The sequence below is a fragment of the Methylococcus sp. ANG genome (genome assembly GCF_040730495.1).
Classification (GTDB): Bacteria; Pseudomonadota; Gammaproteobacteria; order Methylococcales; family Methylococcaceae; genus Methylococcus.
On the sequence record NZ_CP160399.1, the window covers coordinates 1,538,583 to 1,554,720 of the forward strand.

Sequence of the window (16,138 nt, forward strand, 5' to 3'; positions counted from 1 at the left end):
CGTACGTTTCAGCCACGACTTTCGAAATCCTGTGGAAACTTTTCACGGTACGACCATCGTCTCCGTCCGCCGGGGCGACCGGGTGGTGATCGGCGGCGACGGCCAGGTCACGCTCGGCAACACGGTGATGAAGGGCAATGCCCGCAAGGTCCGGCGCCTCTACAATGGGCGGGTGCTGGCCGGTTTCGCCGGCGCCACGGCGGATGCCTTCACCCTGTTCGAGCGCTTCGAGGGCCAGTTGGAAAAGCACCGCGGCAACCTGACCAAGGCCGCGGTGGAACTGGTCAAGGACTGGCGCACCGACCGCATGCTGCGCCGCCTGGAGGCCCTGCTGGCGATCGCCGACGACAAGGCTTCGCTGATCATTTCCGGCAACGGCGACGTGATCGAGCCGGAGAACGGCCTGATCGCGATCGGTTCCGGCGGTCCTTTCGCCCAATCGGCGGCACGCGCGCTGCTGGAAAACACCGAACTCGGCGCCCGCGACATCGTCGAGCGCTCGCTCAACATCGCGGCCGACATCTGCATCTACACCAACCGCAATCTGACCATCGAAGAACTCGAGATCGGACGGAATTCCAGTAATCCAGCATGAGCCAGATGACTCCCCGCGAAATCGTCCACGAGCTGGACAAACACATCGTCGGTCAGGCCGACGCCAAGCGCGCCGTCGCCATCGCGCTGCGCAACCGCTGGCGCCGCGCCCAGGTCGGCGCTCCGCTGCGCGACGAGATCACCCCCAAGAACATCCTGATGATCGGCCCGACCGGCGTCGGCAAGACCGAAATCGCCCGCCGCCTGGCCCGGCTGGCCAACGCGCCGTTCATCAAGGTCGAGGCGACCAAGTTCACCGAAGTCGGCTATGTCGGCCGGGACGTCGAGTCGATCATCCGCGACCTGATCGACGCGGCGATCAAATTGACCCGCCAGGCCGAAATGGCCAAGGTGCAGAGCCGGGCGGAAGCCGCCGCCGAGGACCGCGTGCTCGACGTGCTGGTGCCGCACGCCAGCACCTGGAGCTCCGAGGAAGAAGGCGATTCGCCGGCCCGGCAGAAGTTCCGGCAAAAGCTGCGGGCCGGCGAGCTGGACGGCAAGGAGATCGAGATCGACGTCTCCGCCGCCCCGATCGGCGTGGAGATCATGGCTCCCCCCGGCCTGGAGGAGATGAGCAGCCAGTTGCAGAACCTGTTCCAGAACATGCAGTCGGGACGGACCAAGAGCCGCAAGCTGCGGGTCGGGGACGCCCTCAAGCTGCTCAAGGAAGAGGAGGCCGGCAAGATGGTCAACGAGGAGGAGATCAAGCTGCGGTCCGTCCAGGCGGTGGAACAGAACGGCATCGTCTTCCTCGACGAGCTGGACAAGATCTGCAAGCGCGGCGAATACGGCGGACCGGACGTTTCCCGCGAAGGCGTGCAGCGCGACCTCTTGCCCCTGGTCGAGGGCTGCACCGTCAGCACCAAATACGGCACCATCCGCACCGACCACATCCTGTTCATCGCCTCGGGGGCTTTCCACCTGGCCAAGCCGTCCGACCTGATCCCGGAGCTGCAGGGGCGGTTTCCGATCCGGGTGGAGCTGAACCCGCTTTCGGCCGACGACTTCGTGCGCATCCTCACCGAACCGGACGCCTCGCTGACCGCACAGTACGCCGCCCTGTTGGCGACCGAGGGTGTCAACCTGGAATTCGCCGACAGCGCGATCCGGCGCATCGCCCAGATCAGCTGGGAGGTGAACGAACGCACCGAGAACATCGGCGCTCGGCGGCTGCACACGGTGCTGGAACGCCTGCTGGAGGAAATCTCATTCGACGCCGCCGACCGCTCCGGCACCAGCATCACCATCGACGCAGCCTATGTCGACGCCCACCTGGGTTCTTTGGCCCAGGACGAAGACCTCAGTCGGTACATCCTGTGACCATGAGCGATCCGACGCCCGTCGCCATCACCCTGCACCGGGAAAGCCGCGTGCTCGAAGTGTCCTTCGACGACGGCAGCCGTTTCGAGCTGCCCTGCGAATACCTGCGGGTGTATTCGCCCTCGGCGGAAGTGCGCGGTCACGGCCCTGGGCAGGAAACCCTGCAACTGGACAAGGAAGACGTGACCATCACGGCCATCGATCCGGTCGGCAACTACGGCATCAAGCCGACCTTCAGCGACGGCCACGACACCGGTATCTACACCTGGAAGCTGCTGTACGACCTCGGCCGGCACTACGACGCCCTCTGGCAAGAATACCTCGGCAAAGTTTCGGCGGCGGGCTGCAGCCGCAAAGCCGGCCACTGACCTAACGCCTTCCGCCATTTTCGAGAACACCCATGAGCGAAAACACCACCCACTTCGGCTTCCGCACCGTGCCCGAGGGCGAAAAGGCGAGCATGGTCCGCGCCGTGTTCGATTCCGTCGCCGGCAAGTACGACGTCATGAACGACCTGATGTCGATGGGCGTCCACCGGATCTGGAAGCGGATCGCCGTGGACCTGGCGCACGTCCGCTACGGCGAGAAGGTGCTGGACCTGGCCGGCGGCACCGGCGACCTGACCGCCCTGTTCCGCAAGCGCGTCGGCGCCAAAGGCTTCGTGGTGCTGTCCGACATCAACGCGGAAATGCTCAAGCGCGGCCGCGACCGCATCATCGACGACGGCATCGCCGAATCGGTCGCCTACGCCCAGATCGATGCGGAAAAGCTGCCTTTCCCGGACAACAGCTTCGACTGCATCAGCATCGGCTTCGGGCTGCGCAACGTCACCCACAAAGACGAAGCGCTGAGGTCCATGTACCGGGCCCTCAAGCCGGGCGGCCGGGTGATCGTGCTGGAGTTCTCGGAGGTCCACAACGAACTGCTCAAGAAAGCCTATGATCTTTATTCGTTCAAGGTCCTGCCGTTTCTGGGCAAGCTCGTCGCCAACGACAGCGAGAGCTACCGTTACCTCGCCGAGTCGATCCGCATGCACCCCAATCAGGAAAAGCTCAAGGCCATGATGCAGGAGGCCGGCTTCGAGCGCTGCGAGTACTTCGACCTGATGCAGGGCATCGTCGCCGTGCACCGGGGCTATAAGTTCTGAGCATGGCCGGAATGCTGAAACTCCTGATGGCGGCCGCCTTGCGCGGCGCCGTGGAGCAAGCCCTGTCGCGCTACGTCGCTCTGGGCGTTTCGAGCCGGGCCCGGCTGGAAGCGCTGGCCGGCAAGACCATCGCCCTGGTGCTGACGCCGCCCGGCATCGGCATCCTGTTCTGCCCTACCCCCGACGGTGTCCAGATATTGCGGGAAAGCACGGGCACGCCCGACGCGGTGATCGCGGGCTCCCCGCTCACCTTGGCGCGGCTGGCGCTGAGCCGGGACAGGATCGGTCCCGGCACGGCTGGACCGCTGGTGCTGGAAGGCGACACGGAAACCGCGCGGAAGTTTTCCGAACTGCTGAAGGACCTGGATATCCCCTGGGAAGCGATGTTCGGACGCTACCTGGGACCGACGGCGGCCAGGAACATCGCCGACGCCGGCCAGACGCTCCGCAACTGGAGCGCCGATGTCGGCACCACCCTGCGGTTGGACACCCGCGAACTGCTGCAGGAAGAAACCCGGATCGTCCCAGCCGGCCCCGAAGCCGACGCCATGCACACGGCGGTCGACCGACTGCGCGACGGCATCGCGCGGCTGGAAGCCAGGCTCGGCCGTCTCGAGAAAACGCTGCACGCCGCTCCCAGCAACCTTCAGCCGAAAACGCCGTGATCCCGATCCGACTCGTCAGCCGCTTACTGCACATCCAGCAGGTCCTGGTCCGCCACGGACTCGACGAACTGGTCGAAGCCACCCATCTGTACCGCCCGCTGCGGTACGCCGCCCGGTTCCCCGCCGGGCTGCGCGCCCGCGACGTCGAAGCGCCGCGCGCCGTCCGCATCCGCCGGGCACTGGAGGAACTCGGACCGATCTTCGTCAAGTTCGGCCAGACGCTTTCCACGCGTCGCGACCTGCTGCCCGACGACATCGGCGAGGAACTGGTCAAGCTGCAGGACCGGGTGCCGCCGTTTCCCGGCCCCGAGGCCCGCCGGACGGTCGAATCCGCACTGGGCCAGCCGGTCGGGACGCTGTTCCGCTCCTTCGACGAGGAGCCGCTGGCTTCGGCGTCGGTCGCCCAGGTCCATGCCGCCCGGCTGCACAGCGGCGAAGAAGTCGTGGTCAAGGTGCTGCGGCCCGGCGTCCAGAAGCGCATCGAGGCGGACATCGAACTGCTCTACGCGCTGGCCGGCATGGCGCACCGGTTCTGGCCGGACGCCCGGCGGCTCCGCCCGGCCGAAGTGGTCGCCGAATTCGAAAAGACCATTCTCGACGAACTGGACCTGGTGCGCGAAGCGGCCAACGCCGCGGAGATCCGGCGCCGTTTCGAAACTTCCGAGATCCTCTACATTCCCAAGGTCTATTGGGACTACACGCGCCGGGACGTCATGGTGATGGAGCGCATCGCCGGCATTCCCATCGGCGACGTCGCCCAGCTCAGGCGTGAGGGCGTCGACCTCAAGCTGCTGGCGGAGCGGGGGGTGGAAATCTTCTTCACCCAGGTGTTCCGCGACAGCTTCTTCCACGCCGACATGCATCCCGGCAACATCTTTGCCACCCCGGATGCGCGCTACATCGCGGTCGATTTCGGCATCGTCGGCAGCATCTCCAAGGCCGACCAGTATTATGTGGCCGAGAATTTCCTGGCCTTCTTCAACCGGGACTACCGCCGGGTCGCCGAGATGCACGTGGAATCCGGCTGGGTGCCGCGCACCACGCGGGTCGAGGAGTTCGAGTCGGCCATCCGCAGCGTCAGCGAACCGATCTTCGAAAAGCCGCTGAAGGAAATCTCCTACGGCCAGGTGCTGCTGCGGCTGTTCCAGGTGGCGCGGCGCTTCGACATGGAAGTGCAGCCGCAACTGGTGCTGCTGCAGAAGACCCTGCTCAACATCGAAGGCTTGGGACGGGAACTCTACCCGGAACTCGACCTCTGGCAGACCGCCAAGCCTTTCCTCGAAAACTGGTTCCGGCAAGACCGCGGCCCAAAATCGACGGTCAAGAAGCTGGGGGCCAAGCTTCCCGAATGGGCCCAGCAATGGCCGGAAGTACCGGGCCTCGGCTACCAGGCGCTCGACCGCGCGGTCAACGGCAGGCTGGAACTCAGCGTCCGCTCGGATGAACTGCGCGCCCTGAACCGGGAGGTCCGCCGGGGGCAGCGCAGCATCCTGGGCGGCATCGGCGGCGGATCGCTGGTCCTGAGCGCCGCCATCCTGAGCACGGCCTTCGCCCATCCGGTGCTGGTCTGGCTGCTGGCGGCACTCGGCGTAGGCCTCTTCGCCTATGCCTGGACCCTGCGCTGAAACGGTGCGAGCCACCCGCACGATGTCTGTTATGATGCGGCAGTCCCCCGTTTGGAGCGTACAAGCATGGTAAGAACGGAAACCCCCGTGTGCGAATTCGGTCGAAAGGCCGTCGATTTCGCCCTGCCCGGCGTCGACGGTAAGACCTGGACACTGGAAGAATGCCGTGGCCCGAAAGGCCTCCTGGTCATGTTCATCTGCAACCACTGCCCCTATGTCAAGGCGGTGCAGGACCGCCTGGTGCGCGACGCCAAGGACCTCCAGGCGTTGGGCATCGGCGTGGTGGCGATCATGTCCAACGATCCGACCGATTATCCAGAGGATTCGTTCGAGAACATGCGGAAGGTAGCGGCGGAGCTGGCCTATCCCTTCCCCTACCTGCTGGACGAAACCCAGGCGGTCGCCAAGGCCTACGGCGCTGTGTGCACCCCGGATTTCTTCGGCTACAACGCCGATCTGGAGCTGCAATACCGCGGCCGGCTCGATGCCAGCCGCAGGGAAGCCGCCCCGCCCGACTGCCGCCGCGACCTCTACGAGGCCATGATACAGGTGGCCGAGACCGGCAAGGGCCCAGCCGAGCAGATTCCCAGCATGGGCTGTTCGATCAAGTGGCGCGATGCCTGACGGCGATTTCAAAATTCCAAGAAACTAAGGAGCATCTCATGGCTTTCAAACGCATGACCGACATCGATCTCGCGGGCAAGCGCGTCCTGATCCGGGAAGACTTCAACGTCCCCGTCAAGGACGGCAAGGTCGCCAGCGACGCCCGTATCCGCGCCGCCCTCCCGACCATCCGCCACGCGCTGGACGCCGGCGCCGCGGTGATGCTGATGTCGCATCTCGGCCGCCCCACCGAAGGGGAGTACGCCGAGGAGTTTTCCATGAAGCCCGTTGCCGAGCGGCTGTCCGAGCTGCTGGGCGGTCCGGTGGAGCTGGTGAAGGACTACCTCGGGGGCGCCGATCCGGCGGCCGGTTCGGTGGTGCTGTTCGAGAACGTCCGTTTCAACAAGGGCGAGAAGAAGGATGACGAGGCCTTGGCCCGCAAGCTCGCCGCGTTGTGTGACGTCTACGTGATGGACGCATTCGGCACGGCGCATCGCGCCGAGGCCTCCACGCACGGCGCGGGCAAATTCGCCCCCGTCGCCTGCGCCGGCCTGCTGCTGGCGGCGGAACTGGATGCGCTGGGCAGAGCGCTCCATGACCCGGCGCGGCCGCTGGTCGCCATCGTCGGCGGCTCGAAAGTGTCGACCAAGCTGACGGTTCTGGATTCTCTTTCGCAGGTGGTCGACCAGCTCATCGTCGGCGGCGGTATCGCCAACACCTTCATCAAGGCCGCCGGGTTCAACATCGGAAAATCGCTGTACGAGGAGGACCTGGTCGCCGAAGCGGGGCGTCTGATGGAAGCCGCGAAGGCCAAGGGCGGCGAGATTCCGGTGCCGGTCGACGTGGTAGTCGGCAAACGCTTCGACGCCGCGGAACCCGCCGTGGTCAAGAACGTCGCGGACGTCGCCGACGACGACATGATCTTCGACATCGGCCCGGCAACCGCCAAGTGCTACGCCGAGTTTGTCGGCCGCGCCGGGACGGTGGTCTGGAACGGGCCCGTAGGCGTCTTCGAATTCGACCAGTTCGGCGAAGGCACCCGCACTTTGGGGCTCGCCATCGCCGAGAGCCGTGCGTTTTCCATCGCCGGCGGCGGCGACACGCTGGCAGCCATCGACAAGTACGGCATCGCCGACCGCATCTCCTATATCTCCACCGGCGGCGGAGCCTTCCTGGAATTTCTCGAGGGCAAGCAACTGCCGGCGGTCGCCATGCTGGAGAGCCGCGCGGCCTGAATCCCGCTGCGGCGCAAACTCACTGTATCTCGCCCGCAACAAATTGCCGCTTCCGCAGTCAAACGAACTGTACACGGGCCCAAATCGCGATACATACTATTTGTTTTTCCAAAGCTACCGATTGAGGATTTTAATGGCGCGCATCACCGTCGAAGATTGCCTGGACAATGTCGAAAACCGTTTTCAGCTCGTCCTGCTTGCCAGCAAGCGGGCCCGAGTGCTTGCCCGCCATCCCGATGAAGCCAAGGTGGCCTGGAACAACGACAAACCGACGGTGGCTGCCCTGCGCGAAATCGCGGAAGGGCACATTACCCAGGCCTACATGAAGGAGAAGGTAAAGACGGACCGTTACCCGATCGAACGCCCGATGCCGGCGCCCAGAGACGACCTCTCCGACCTGGACGACGAAATCTAGGCCATCCGGAGAAATCCTCAAGAGCCGCAATGAGCCCGTACGCCATCGCCGATGCCCCGCCGCCTCAAGAGCCGGCGGAACTGCCCCAGGAAAAGCTGGCACGCCGGCTCGGCAGTCTGGCTTCGAGCTACCTTGAGCCCTCCCAGGTCTCGGAAATCCAGCAGGCTTACGAAGTCGCCGCCAAGGCACATGACGGGCAGCTACGCCTCAGCGGCGAGCCCTACGTCTGCCATCCCCTTTCAGTCGCCATCATCCTGGCCGAGATGCGGATGGATGCCAAGGGCATCATGGCCGCTCTGCTCCATGATGTCATCGAAGACACCCCTTTGACCAAGGAGGACCTGAGCGCCCGCTTCGGGGCCGAAGTGGCGGAACTGGTCGATGGCGTCAGCAAGCTGACCCAGCTCGACTGCAAATCGCGAGCCGAGGCCCAGGCGGAGAACGTGCGCAAAATGGTCCTGGCGATGGTCAAAGACCTGCGCGTCATCATGGTCAAACTGGCCGACCGCCTGCACAACATGCGCACGCTGGACGTGATGAACCCCGGACGGCGCTGCCGCATCGCCAAGGAAACCCTGGACATCTACGCCCCCATCGCTCATCGGCTGGGCATGAACGAAGTCAGGCTGGAGCTGGAGAACCTCGGGTTCTCCGCCATGTATCCGATGCGGCACCGGGTACTCGAACAGTGCGTCAAGAAAGCGCGAGGCAACCGCAAGGAAGTCCTTGTCACCATCGAATCGACCATCAAGACGCGCCTCAAGGACTGCGGCATGCCGGACGCCAGGATCATCGGCCGGGAGAAGCATCTGTACAGCCTGTACCAGAAGATGCGCAGCAAGCATCTCCCCTTCGCCCAGGTCTATGACGTCTATGCCTTCCGCATCGTAGTCGACTCGCCCGACGAGTGTTACCGTGCGCTGGGCGCCGTGCACAATCTATACAAACCGATCCCCGGCCGCTTCAAGGACTACATCGCCCTGCCCAAGGCCAACGGCTACCAGTCGCTCCACACCGTCCTGATCGGACCCTTCGGGCTGCCGCTGGAAATCCAGATACGCACCCATGCGATGCACCACATGGCGGAATCCGGCATCGCCGCCCATTGGCTGTATAAATCGGAAGCCGGCCCCGCCGCCGGCAGCCAGGCGCGGGCCCGGGAATGGCTGCGAGACCTGCTGGAAATCCAGAAGAGTGCTGGCGACTCCATGGAATTCCTCGACAACCTCAAGGTCGACCTGTTCCAGCACGAGTGCTACGTCTTCACGCCCAAGGGCCGCATCATCAAACTGCCGCGGGGCGCCACCATCGTCGACTTCGCCTACGCGGTGCATACCGACATCGGCAATTCCTGCGTCTCGGCCCGCGTCAACCGCATCCTGGCGCCTCTGCACAGCGTGCTCGAAAACGGCCAGACCATCGAAATCATCACCGCGCCCTGGGCCAGGCCGAATCCGCTGTGGCTGAATTATGTCGTGACGGCCAAGGCCCGGGCCGCGATCCGCAGCCATTTGAGGAATTTCAAGAAGCAGGAGGCGGTCAACCTCGGCCGGCGCCTGCTGGAAAAGGAACTGGCCAATCACGGCCTGAATCTGGATGCGATTCCGCATCACCGCCTGGAAAACTTTACCCGCGCGCTGGAGCTGTCCTCGTTCGAATCTTTGCTGGAGGATCTCGGGCTCGGCAACCGGCTGCCCTTCCTCGTGGTGCAGCAAATGCTGCAGGGCGACCAGGAAATCCACAAAGGCGCACCGTTTCTGCCCGACGAAAAAAGCGCCAGAACGCCGCTCGTCATCAAGGGAACCGAGGGCGTCGTGGTCAACCTGGCGAAGTGCTGCCGGCCGATTCCGGGAGACCCCATCGTCGGCTTCTTCAACCCGGGCAAGGGCATCGTCGTACACGTCACCGACTGCAAGAACGCCGCTGAGCTTCGGCGCAAACAGATCAACAGCCTGGATGTGGAGTGGGATCGCGCGGCGAGCGGGATGTTCCCGGCGATGATTCGCCTGGAACTGATGAACCGTGTCGGCACCCTCGCCCAGGTGGCTTCGGCGATTTCGCGGATGGAGGCCGACATCGAAAACGTCCAGATCACCAACCAGGACGACCAGATATCCACCGACGTCATTACCATCGGAGTCAAGGACCGGGTCCACCTCGCGCGGGTGATGCGGGAATTGCGCAAGCTGAGCATCATCTTGAAAATATCCAGAGTCAAATCGGAACTGAGAAAGAAAGAACCATGACACGTCAAGTCATCCACACCGATCACGCGCCCAAGGCCATCGGCACCTATTCCCAGGCCATCAGGGTCGGGAACACCGTTTACCTGTCGGGCCAGATCCCGCTCGATCCGGCCACCATGACACTCGTCGACGACAACATGGAGGTGCAGATCCGGCGGGTTTTCGACAACCTCAGCGCGGTCGCGGAGGCTGCCGGAGGCACGCTGGCGGACATCGTGAAACTCAACGTCTTCCTGACCGATCTCGGCCACTTTCCGCTGGTCAACGAAATCATGGCGAACTACGTCCCGGAACCTTACCCCGCGCGCGCCGCCGTCGGGGTCGCCGCCCTCCCCCGCGGTGCCGGCGTGGAAATGGACGCGGTCCTCATATTGCCGGAATAGCCCCGAAGAGCGATGCCGAAATCGCGGAGGCTGGATCGGGTCTCCCTCGACAACCTGCAGGGAGCGGGCGAAAAGACCATAGGCCGCCTCAACAAACTCGGCATCTTCAACCTGCAGGACCTCCTGCTCCACCTGCCCATCCGCTACGAGGACCGGACCCGGCTCACGCCTCTGGGCGCGCTGCAGCTTGGCCAGCCCGCGCTGGTGGAAGGCGACGTGGAACTCGCCGACGTCGCTGGAACCACCCGGCGGTCGCTGATCTGCCGGATCAGTGACGGAACCGGCTTCCTCAATCTACGCTTCTTCCATTTCCGGCCGGAACAGCTCCGGGCGTTGAGCAGCCTTAGGCGGATCCGCTGTTTTGGCGAGATACGCGCCGGCGCGCATGGGCTGGAAATGGTCCACCCGGAATACGAGGCGCTGAATGGAGCCGTCTCCCCTCCCCTGGAACCGGGCCTGACGCCGGTCTACCCGACCACGGACGGATTGCGCCAGCAGAGCCTGCGGCGGTTCGTGGCCCAGGCCCTGCGCCTCGCGAACCCGGACCAGGAAGACGCAGTCCGGCTTCCTCCGCGGCTGGCTCCCGAGCTCGACGCGATGTCATGGTGGGACGCCGTGCGCAGCCTGCACCGGCCCACCGATGCCTGCCCGGAAACCCTGGAGCGTGCCCGCCGCCGCCTGGCCTACGAGGAGCTGCTCGCGCATCATTTGAGCCTGGCCCGCTTCCGGCAGGAGATCCGCCGGCGGTCCGCGCCGATGCTGAGCACGGACGAAGCCGTCAAGGAGACTCTCCGGACCGGACTGCCTTTCCCCCTGACTCAGGCCCAGCGGCGGGTGATCGGCGAAATCGAAGCGGACCTGCGCAGCGGCCGCCCCATGATGCGGCTGCTGCAAGGCGATGTGGGCTCCGGAAAGACCGTCGTCGCCGTACATGCCGCGCTGGCGGCGGCGTCCAGTGGCTGGCAGGCCGCCCTCATGGCTCCCACCGAGCTGCTTGCCGAACAGCACTTCCACACTTTCAGCGGCTGGCTGGAATCCTCCGGCGTCACGACTACCCTGCTTACCGGCAGGCTCAAAGGCCAGGGCCGGAGGGACGCCTTGGCGGCGATAGCGAGTGGCGATACGGCGCTGGTCATCGGCACCCACGCCTTATTTCAGGAGACCGTCGAGTTTCACAGGCTGGGCCTGACCATCATCGACGAACAGCACCGCTTTGGCGTCCATCAGCGCCTGGCTTTGCGCGATAAAGCCCACCCGGACGCCGCGCTGCCCCACCAACTGGTGATGACCGCTACGCCGATCCCGCGCACGCTGGCGATTCTCGGCTACGCCGATCTGGACTGCTCGATCATCGACGAGCTTCCGCCGGGACGAACACCCGTCGTCACCAGCGTGATTCCCTCGACGCGCCGGGGGGAAATCATCGACCGGATCGCCGGCTGGATCGGCAGCGGCAGACAAGCCTACTGGGTCTGCACACTGATCGAGGAATCGGAGGCACTGCAGTGCGAAGCAGCCGCGAATACGGCCTCCAGCCTCGCCCAGGCGCTGCCCGGCCTTCGCGTCCGGCTGCTGCATGGACGCATGTCGGCTGCCGAAAAAGACTCCGTCATGCAGGAGTTCAAGGCAGGCGAGTCCGACATCCTGGTCGCGACGACGGTAATCGAAGTTGGCGTCGACGTGCCGAACGCCGGCCTGATGATCATAGAGAATCCGGAGCGCCTCGGGCTCGCCCAGCTCCATCAGCTTCGGGGACGGGTCGGCCGCGGGCCAGGCGATGCCTATTGCATCCTCCTCTACCAACCGCCGCTTTCCGCCATCGGCAGAGAGCGGCTGAAAATCCTGAAGGAATCCTCGGACGGCTTCGTCATCGCGGAGAAAGACCTCCAACTGCGGGGACCGGGCGAGTTTCTAGGGATCCGCCAGACCGGCTCGGCCCGATTCCGGATCGCGGACCTGGCCCGCGACGCCGATCTGATCGAAACGGTGGGCGCGAGCGCCGACCGCTTGCTCGAGCGCCATCCCGAGCTGGTTACCCCGTTGATCGACCGCTGGGTGGGCCAAGGACTTCATTACGCCGGTGCATGACGCATGGATACCCGTGCCTCAACTTGGTAGACTGCAACGCGTCCTTATGACCTGGTAACGAGAAAAGGAGAGGTTCGCCATGACCAGCCACGCCACTGTTCACGCATCGTCCGTTTGGCCCAATGCCACCCGCATCTTCGGCGCATTGATCGTTGCACTCGGGATGGCCGGATGCGCCGGGATGACCCCTACCCAGCAGCGCATGACATCCGGCACGCTCATCGGCGCCGGAGGCGGGGCAGTCATCGGAGCGCTGGCGGGCAATGCCGCGATGGGTGCGGGTATCGGTGCCGCAGCGGGACTCGCCGGCGGATACCTATATCAGAAGTACAAGGAAAACCAGGCCGAGACCTACGCCGAAGGCTATCGGCAGGGCCAGGCCAGTACTCAATCGAAGAAAAAGCAGAAAAAAGCGCAGCCGCAATAACCTCTGCGGGCGGACAGCGCCACAACCGTCAGGCAGCAGCGGGAAATGTCTCGGCCCAGAGTTTCTCGAGCTGATAAAATTCGCGCACCGGCGGCTTCATCACATGCACGACTACGTCGCCGAGATCCACCACCACCCACTCGCCGGAATCTTCGCCCTCCAACCCGAAGGGCTGAAGCGCATGCGCTTTGGCGCTGGCTTCGACATTCCCCGCCAGTGACCTGACATGGCGATCGGAGGTTCCGCTCGCGATCACGAAGAAATCGGCGATCGCCGTTTTCCCGCGCAGATCGATGATCTTGACGTCGCGCCCTTTTCCTTCATCCAGCGCGGCCACGACGATTTCGAGCAACGAGTCGATATGCATAGGCATCTAAGTTGGCAACTCCAAATAACTTCTGAGAATTAAGACTGGACGAAGTCGCACACCTGTCGTCCGAGAAACTTTCTTCGAGTGCGAAGGGCGGGCGAACGCAAAAATTGGGGAATGCAGGATCGATCCACTCGGGACCGGAGAATACGGAAGATCAGAACAACCATGTTGCCTGACTTGAGGCCGCTTGGGCCGAATTGCAAGAACCGTTGGCGAGATCAAAGACTGTCGTAACTCCCCGGCCGCCAAGATTGGCGCTCTTGACTCAATCTTTCCCGGCCGAAACCTTGATGTTTCTGCCTGCTTCGAGCTTGTTTTCCTTCACGCCGTTCCATTTCCGGAGATCCGCGACGCTGACGCCGAACCGCTGGGAAATGGCGAACAGAGTTTCGCCGGGTTTCACGGTATGGCGGGTGAATTGCGACGCCTTGATCCCATTCCCTTGCTTCCGCTCGGACACTTTTGCTGCGGCCTGCTTTTCCTTCCGTCCGTCGCGAGCCGCCTCGGCCCGCGAACGGGACGACGAATCCGCCATTCCAGTCCGTTCCTCATCCTTGCGTCCGTGCGTTCCCTTTCGGGCCGAAAGCCCCCCCCGCTCCTCGTCGCGGCCCCGAGTCTCCTTTGCTGCCTTGGCTTCATGTCCACGCTCTTTGCCCAAGGAGTCCCGAAGACGGGTTCCGTCCCGCAGATGAGCAACCACGCTCGATCCTTCCTCCACGTCCCGCCGGCGCTCGCCCAAATTCGGCTCGCTCGCCGAAGCGCGTCCCGGATAGCTCGTCGAATAGGCGTACTCCGAACCGCGGCCCGGTTTCGCCGATTTTCGCCCCAGCCCGCCGGAATCCGGATCGGCCGCATCTTCCGTAGCGGCATAGGGCAAATCCTGGCGGCCGAAGTCGCGTTTTGCTGTCTCGCCATAGGCTTCCGGCCGTGACTCGAATTGTCCGCCCATGGCCAACCTGGCCAGCTCCTTCTTGAATTTGCGCGATTTGTCCGCAGGCACGAAAAGACGGTAGGAACCTTCTATATCGGTGCGCTGATGCTTGAAGCCGGGATTCAATTCGAGCATCCGTTCCAGGCTCATGTCGGCCGCGTCCGCCGCCAGCGCGAGGTCCAGCTGAGAGCTCACTTTCACCGGCTTGAAAATGGCTTCGTTCGGAATGTAATGCAGGTCGACCGCATACCTATCGGCATTCGCGAAAACCTTCGACACGGCCAATAACCGGGGCACATAGGCCTTCGTCTCTTCCGGCAAATCCAGCGACCAGAAGTCAGTGGGCAGATTCCGTGCCTCGTTGCGCTGAATCGCCTTGGCGACCGCTCCTTCGCCGCAGTTGTAAGCGGCTATCGCCAGGAGCCAGTCGCCATTGAAGTCATTGTTGAGTTTTTTCAAGTATTTGATTGCCGCCCGCGTCGAGGCGTAAACATCACGGCGCCCGTCGTAGGAACGGCTCCGTTTCAAGCCGTACCGGCGCCCCGTTTCCGGGATGAACTGCCATATCCCGGCGGCCCGGGCGGGAGAAACCGCGTGCGGCTGGAATGCGCTCTCGACGATGGGCAACAGCGCCAGCTCTCCCGGCATCTTCTGTTTCTCGAGCTGCCGAACGATGGTATATAGGAAGGGTTCAGCGCGCTTCTGGGCACGCTTCAGGTAATCGGGGTGGTTGATGAACCACGAGACCTCACGGTCCACGGAGCGGTGTTCCACCTTTGGCAAGGCATACAGCGAGAACATCCGCTCCCACAACGTGTCGTACTGGGAACCCGGCGATGCCTGCTTCCCCTTCTTGGGCTTGCCGGGGTTCTCGGAAGCGGCCCCAAGGCGGGGCTCCGGGATCGATGCTTTGAGGTTACTCGGCTTGCTCGCACAGCCGGGAAGCAGCAGCGCCACCAGGGACATGGCGACAAGCAATCGCGGATGGGGCGGAAATCGCGTCATAAAATACTCCCTCAGTTAGGCAGCTGGCTGAGGCTAGCTACAACAGGCCGCTCAACTCTATGAGTACGAATAAAGGCTTTGCTCAACACCCTCATGAGATATTCTCTGAATGGTATCGAGGCACGACGCCGGGGCAGACACTCAAGCGATTGGAATTCCATTATTTGTCGAGTGGGCTAAAGCTTACTTACAATCAGATTACATTACAAGTTGGCTGCCCGGGCGACCTTCCCCCGCTTGAAAGCTTCCCGCGCGGCACGTCGTGCCTGGTTACCACCGGGCTAAAGACCGCCAACCAGGCACCCGTTCCGCTCATTGCCGCACCGGACGAAATCCCGTTCGGCGCTCAGAGCGTCGACATCGTCTGCCTCGTCCATGTCCTCGAGTTTTCGCCGGAACCGTGTTGGATATTGAAAGAGTGCGAGCGCATTCTCAAGCCGCAAGGAGAGCTTCACGTCCTCGCGCTGAACCCATGGAATCCGAAGAATCTGCAGCGTTGTGTCCCCATGCTTCTGAAGAGCGCCGAGATCAGCCTCATCACCCCGTCCCGGCTGATTGCCTGGCTGAAAAACCTCAACCTGGACACCTGCCTTGTCGCCGGCTTCAGCCTGACCCCCGAATGCTGCCTCCCCAACAGCGGTTCCCTCTTAAGCCGTTCCCGCGCCCACTTGGCGGCGGCCTATGCGGTTCGAGCGATCAAACGTCGCCAGCGGCTGATTCCAGCCGCATCGTCCTGGTCCTCGATTCCCGAACTGATCGGTGGCTGCGGCCCAATCGAAACCGCTTTCCGTGTGCTTGAAGACTCGAAACCGGGCACGGGACGCCGCGTCGGCGGGACGATACCCAAGAAGGCAAGGAAGGTGAGTTTGTGAACAGCGTTCCTGAAGAAGGAAGCTGCTAGCGAGCGGGATTTGATGCGCAGAAAAGATGAGGTTTCAGTTCTTCAGGTCAAGAACTCATCCTTTCTACGCACCAAAACTAACAGCGAGCATGTGCTCTTGACTATCCTGTCACCACTTCGGCGGCATTCGCCTCGGCTTTCCATTCGCGGAGCGAATGGCTCCGTTTTGTAACGATGACT

At 63.4% G+C, this 16,138-nt stretch carries 16 protein-coding genes; 14 read left to right on the forward strand and 2 right to left on the reverse strand.

Annotated elements, in window-relative coordinates; all coding sequences use genetic code 11:
* Positions 1-31 precede the first annotated feature (31 nt).
* The 13 genes from hslV to ABZN20_RS07365 all read left to right on the forward strand — a co-directional run bounded on the left by hslV (position 32) and on the right by ABZN20_RS07365 (position 12,748).
* The gene (gene hslV / locus ABZN20_RS07305; RefSeq protein ID WP_367027227.1) at positions 32-595 is read left to right on the forward strand and encodes an ATP-dependent protease subunit HslV; all 564 of its coding nucleotides are present in this window, start codon (positions 32-34) and stop codon (positions 593-595) included.
* Positions 592-1,914, forward strand: coding sequence for an ATP-dependent protease ATPase subunit HslU (gene hslU, locus ABZN20_RS07310; RefSeq protein WP_218807277.1), 1,323 nt, complete (start codon positions 592-594; stop codon positions 1,912-1,914). The genes hslV and hslU overlap by 4 nt, the downstream gene beginning before the upstream one ends.
* 2 nt (positions 1,915-1,916) lie before the next feature.
* Positions 1,917-2,282, forward strand: coding sequence for a gamma-butyrobetaine hydroxylase-like domain-containing protein (locus tag ABZN20_RS07315; RefSeq protein WP_218807278.1), 366 nt, complete (start codon positions 1,917-1,919; stop codon positions 2,280-2,282).
* A gap of 32 nt (positions 2,283-2,314) precedes the next feature.
* The gene (ubiE, locus tag ABZN20_RS07320; RefSeq protein WP_218807279.1) at positions 2,315-3,061 is read left to right on the forward strand and encodes a bifunctional demethylmenaquinone methyltransferase/2-methoxy-6-polyprenyl-1,4-benzoquinol methylase UbiE; all 747 of its coding nucleotides are present in this window, start codon (positions 2,315-2,317) and stop codon (positions 3,059-3,061) included.
* Between the two features lie 11 nt (positions 3,062-3,072).
* Positions 3,073-3,726 carry a ubiquinone biosynthesis accessory factor UbiJ gene (locus tag ABZN20_RS07325; protein WP_367027228.1) on the forward strand — a complete coding sequence of 218 codons (654 nt, stop codon included), beginning with the start codon at positions 3,073-3,075 and terminating at the stop codon, positions 3,724-3,726.
* On the forward strand, positions 3,723-5,351 hold the full coding sequence (gene ubiB, locus ABZN20_RS07330; RefSeq protein WP_367027229.1) for a ubiquinone biosynthesis regulatory protein kinase UbiB: 1,629 nt from the start codon (positions 3,723-3,725) through the stop codon (positions 5,349-5,351). The genes ABZN20_RS07325 and ubiB overlap by 4 nt, the downstream gene beginning before the upstream one ends.
* Before the next feature lie 66 nt (positions 5,352-5,417).
* Positions 5,418-5,975, forward strand: a complete 558-nt coding sequence (locus ABZN20_RS07335; protein ID WP_218807282.1) for a thioredoxin family protein — start codon at positions 5,418-5,420, stop codon at positions 5,973-5,975.
* Between the two features lie 38 nt (positions 5,976-6,013).
* A complete protein-coding gene (locus ABZN20_RS07340; protein WP_367027230.1) occupies positions 6,014-7,189 on the forward strand; it encodes a phosphoglycerate kinase in 1,176 nt (391 codons plus the stop codon).
* 133 nt (positions 7,190-7,322) lie between these two features.
* Positions 7,323-7,604 carry a DNA-directed RNA polymerase subunit omega gene (gene rpoZ / locus ABZN20_RS07345; RefSeq protein ID WP_218807284.1) on the forward strand — a complete coding sequence of 94 codons (282 nt, stop codon included), beginning with the start codon at positions 7,323-7,325 and terminating at the stop codon, positions 7,602-7,604.
* Between the two features lie 29 nt (positions 7,605-7,633).
* On the forward strand, positions 7,634-9,850 hold the full coding sequence (locus tag ABZN20_RS07350) for a RelA/SpoT family protein (RefSeq protein ID WP_367027231.1): 2,217 nt from the start codon (positions 7,634-7,636) through the stop codon (positions 9,848-9,850).
* Positions 9,847-10,233, forward strand: a complete 387-nt coding sequence (locus ABZN20_RS07355) for a RidA family protein (RefSeq protein WP_218807286.1) — start codon at positions 9,847-9,849, stop codon at positions 10,231-10,233. The genes ABZN20_RS07350 and ABZN20_RS07355 overlap by 4 nt, the downstream gene beginning before the upstream one ends.
* A gap of 12 nt (positions 10,234-10,245) precedes the next feature.
* A complete protein-coding gene (gene recG / locus ABZN20_RS07360; protein ID WP_367027232.1) occupies positions 10,246-12,321 on the forward strand; it encodes an ATP-dependent DNA helicase RecG in 2,076 nt (691 codons plus the stop codon).
* 79 nt (positions 12,322-12,400) lie between these two features.
* On the forward strand, positions 12,401-12,748 hold the full coding sequence (locus tag ABZN20_RS07365) for a YMGG-like glycine zipper-containing protein (protein ID WP_367027233.1): 348 nt from the start codon (positions 12,401-12,403) through the stop codon (positions 12,746-12,748).
* Between the two features lie 28 nt (positions 12,749-12,776).
* On the opposite strand, the gene rsfS is transcribed toward ABZN20_RS07365, so the two are convergent.
* Both rsfS and ABZN20_RS07375 read right to left on the reverse strand, forming a co-directional pair.
* On the reverse strand, positions 12,777-13,100 hold the full coding sequence (gene rsfS / locus ABZN20_RS07370) for a ribosome silencing factor (RefSeq protein WP_255556524.1): 324 nt from the start codon (positions 13,098-13,100) through the stop codon (positions 12,777-12,779).
* Positions 13,101-13,386: 286 nt separating this feature from the next.
* Positions 13,387-15,057 (reverse strand): lytic transglycosylase, encoded by a 1,671-nt coding sequence (locus tag ABZN20_RS07375; protein WP_367027234.1) that lies wholly within the window; start codon positions 15,055-15,057, stop codon positions 13,387-13,389.
* A 59-nt stretch (positions 15,058-15,116) separates the two neighbouring features.
* On the opposite strand from ABZN20_RS07375, the gene ABZN20_RS07380 reads away from it, so the two are divergent.
* Positions 15,117-15,929 carry a class I SAM-dependent methyltransferase gene (locus ABZN20_RS07380; protein ID WP_218807290.1) on the forward strand — a complete coding sequence of 271 codons (813 nt, stop codon included), beginning with the start codon at positions 15,117-15,119 and terminating at the stop codon, positions 15,927-15,929.
* Positions 15,930-16,138 lie beyond the last annotated feature (209 nt).

What these genes read in the sequence shown, in the direction of transcription:
- ABZN20_RS07325 (WP_367027228.1), top strand. Translation starts at nt 3,073, where the DNA reads ATGCTGAAACTCCTGATGGCGGCCGCCTTGCGCGGCGCCGTGGAGCAA.
- ABZN20_RS07365 (WP_367027233.1), top strand. Translation starts at nt 12,401, where the DNA reads ATGACCAGCCACGCCACTGTTCACGCATCGTCCGTTTGGCCCAATGCC.
- ABZN20_RS07375 (WP_367027234.1), bottom strand. Translation starts at nt 15,057, where the DNA reads ATGACGCGATTTCCGCCCCATCCGCGATTGCTTGTCGCCATGTCCCTG.
- ABZN20_RS07335 (WP_218807282.1), top strand. Translation starts at nt 5,418, where the DNA reads ATGGTAAGAACGGAAACCCCCGTGTGCGAATTCGGTCGAAAGGCCGTC.
- rpoZ (WP_218807284.1), top strand. Translation starts at nt 7,323, where the DNA reads ATGGCGCGCATCACCGTCGAAGATTGCCTGGACAATGTCGAAAACCGT.
- ABZN20_RS07380 (WP_218807290.1), top strand. Translation starts at nt 15,117, where the DNA reads ATGAGTACGAATAAAGGCTTTGCTCAACACCCTCATGAGATATTCTCT.
- ABZN20_RS07350 (WP_367027231.1), top strand. Translation starts at nt 7,634, where the DNA reads ATGAGCCCGTACGCCATCGCCGATGCCCCGCCGCCTCAAGAGCCGGCG.
- recG (WP_367027232.1), top strand. Translation starts at nt 10,246, where the DNA reads ATGCCGAAATCGCGGAGGCTGGATCGGGTCTCCCTCGACAACCTGCAG.
- hslU (WP_218807277.1), top strand. Translation starts at nt 592, where the DNA reads ATGAGCCAGATGACTCCCCGCGAAATCGTCCACGAGCTGGACAAACAC.
- ABZN20_RS07315 (WP_218807278.1), top strand. Translation starts at nt 1,917, where the DNA reads ATGAGCGATCCGACGCCCGTCGCCATCACCCTGCACCGGGAAAGCCGC.
- ubiE (WP_218807279.1), top strand. Translation starts at nt 2,315, where the DNA reads ATGAGCGAAAACACCACCCACTTCGGCTTCCGCACCGTGCCCGAGGGC.
- ABZN20_RS07340 (WP_367027230.1), top strand. Translation starts at nt 6,014, where the DNA reads ATGGCTTTCAAACGCATGACCGACATCGATCTCGCGGGCAAGCGCGTC.
- ABZN20_RS07355 (WP_218807286.1), top strand. Translation starts at nt 9,847, where the DNA reads ATGACACGTCAAGTCATCCACACCGATCACGCGCCCAAGGCCATCGGC.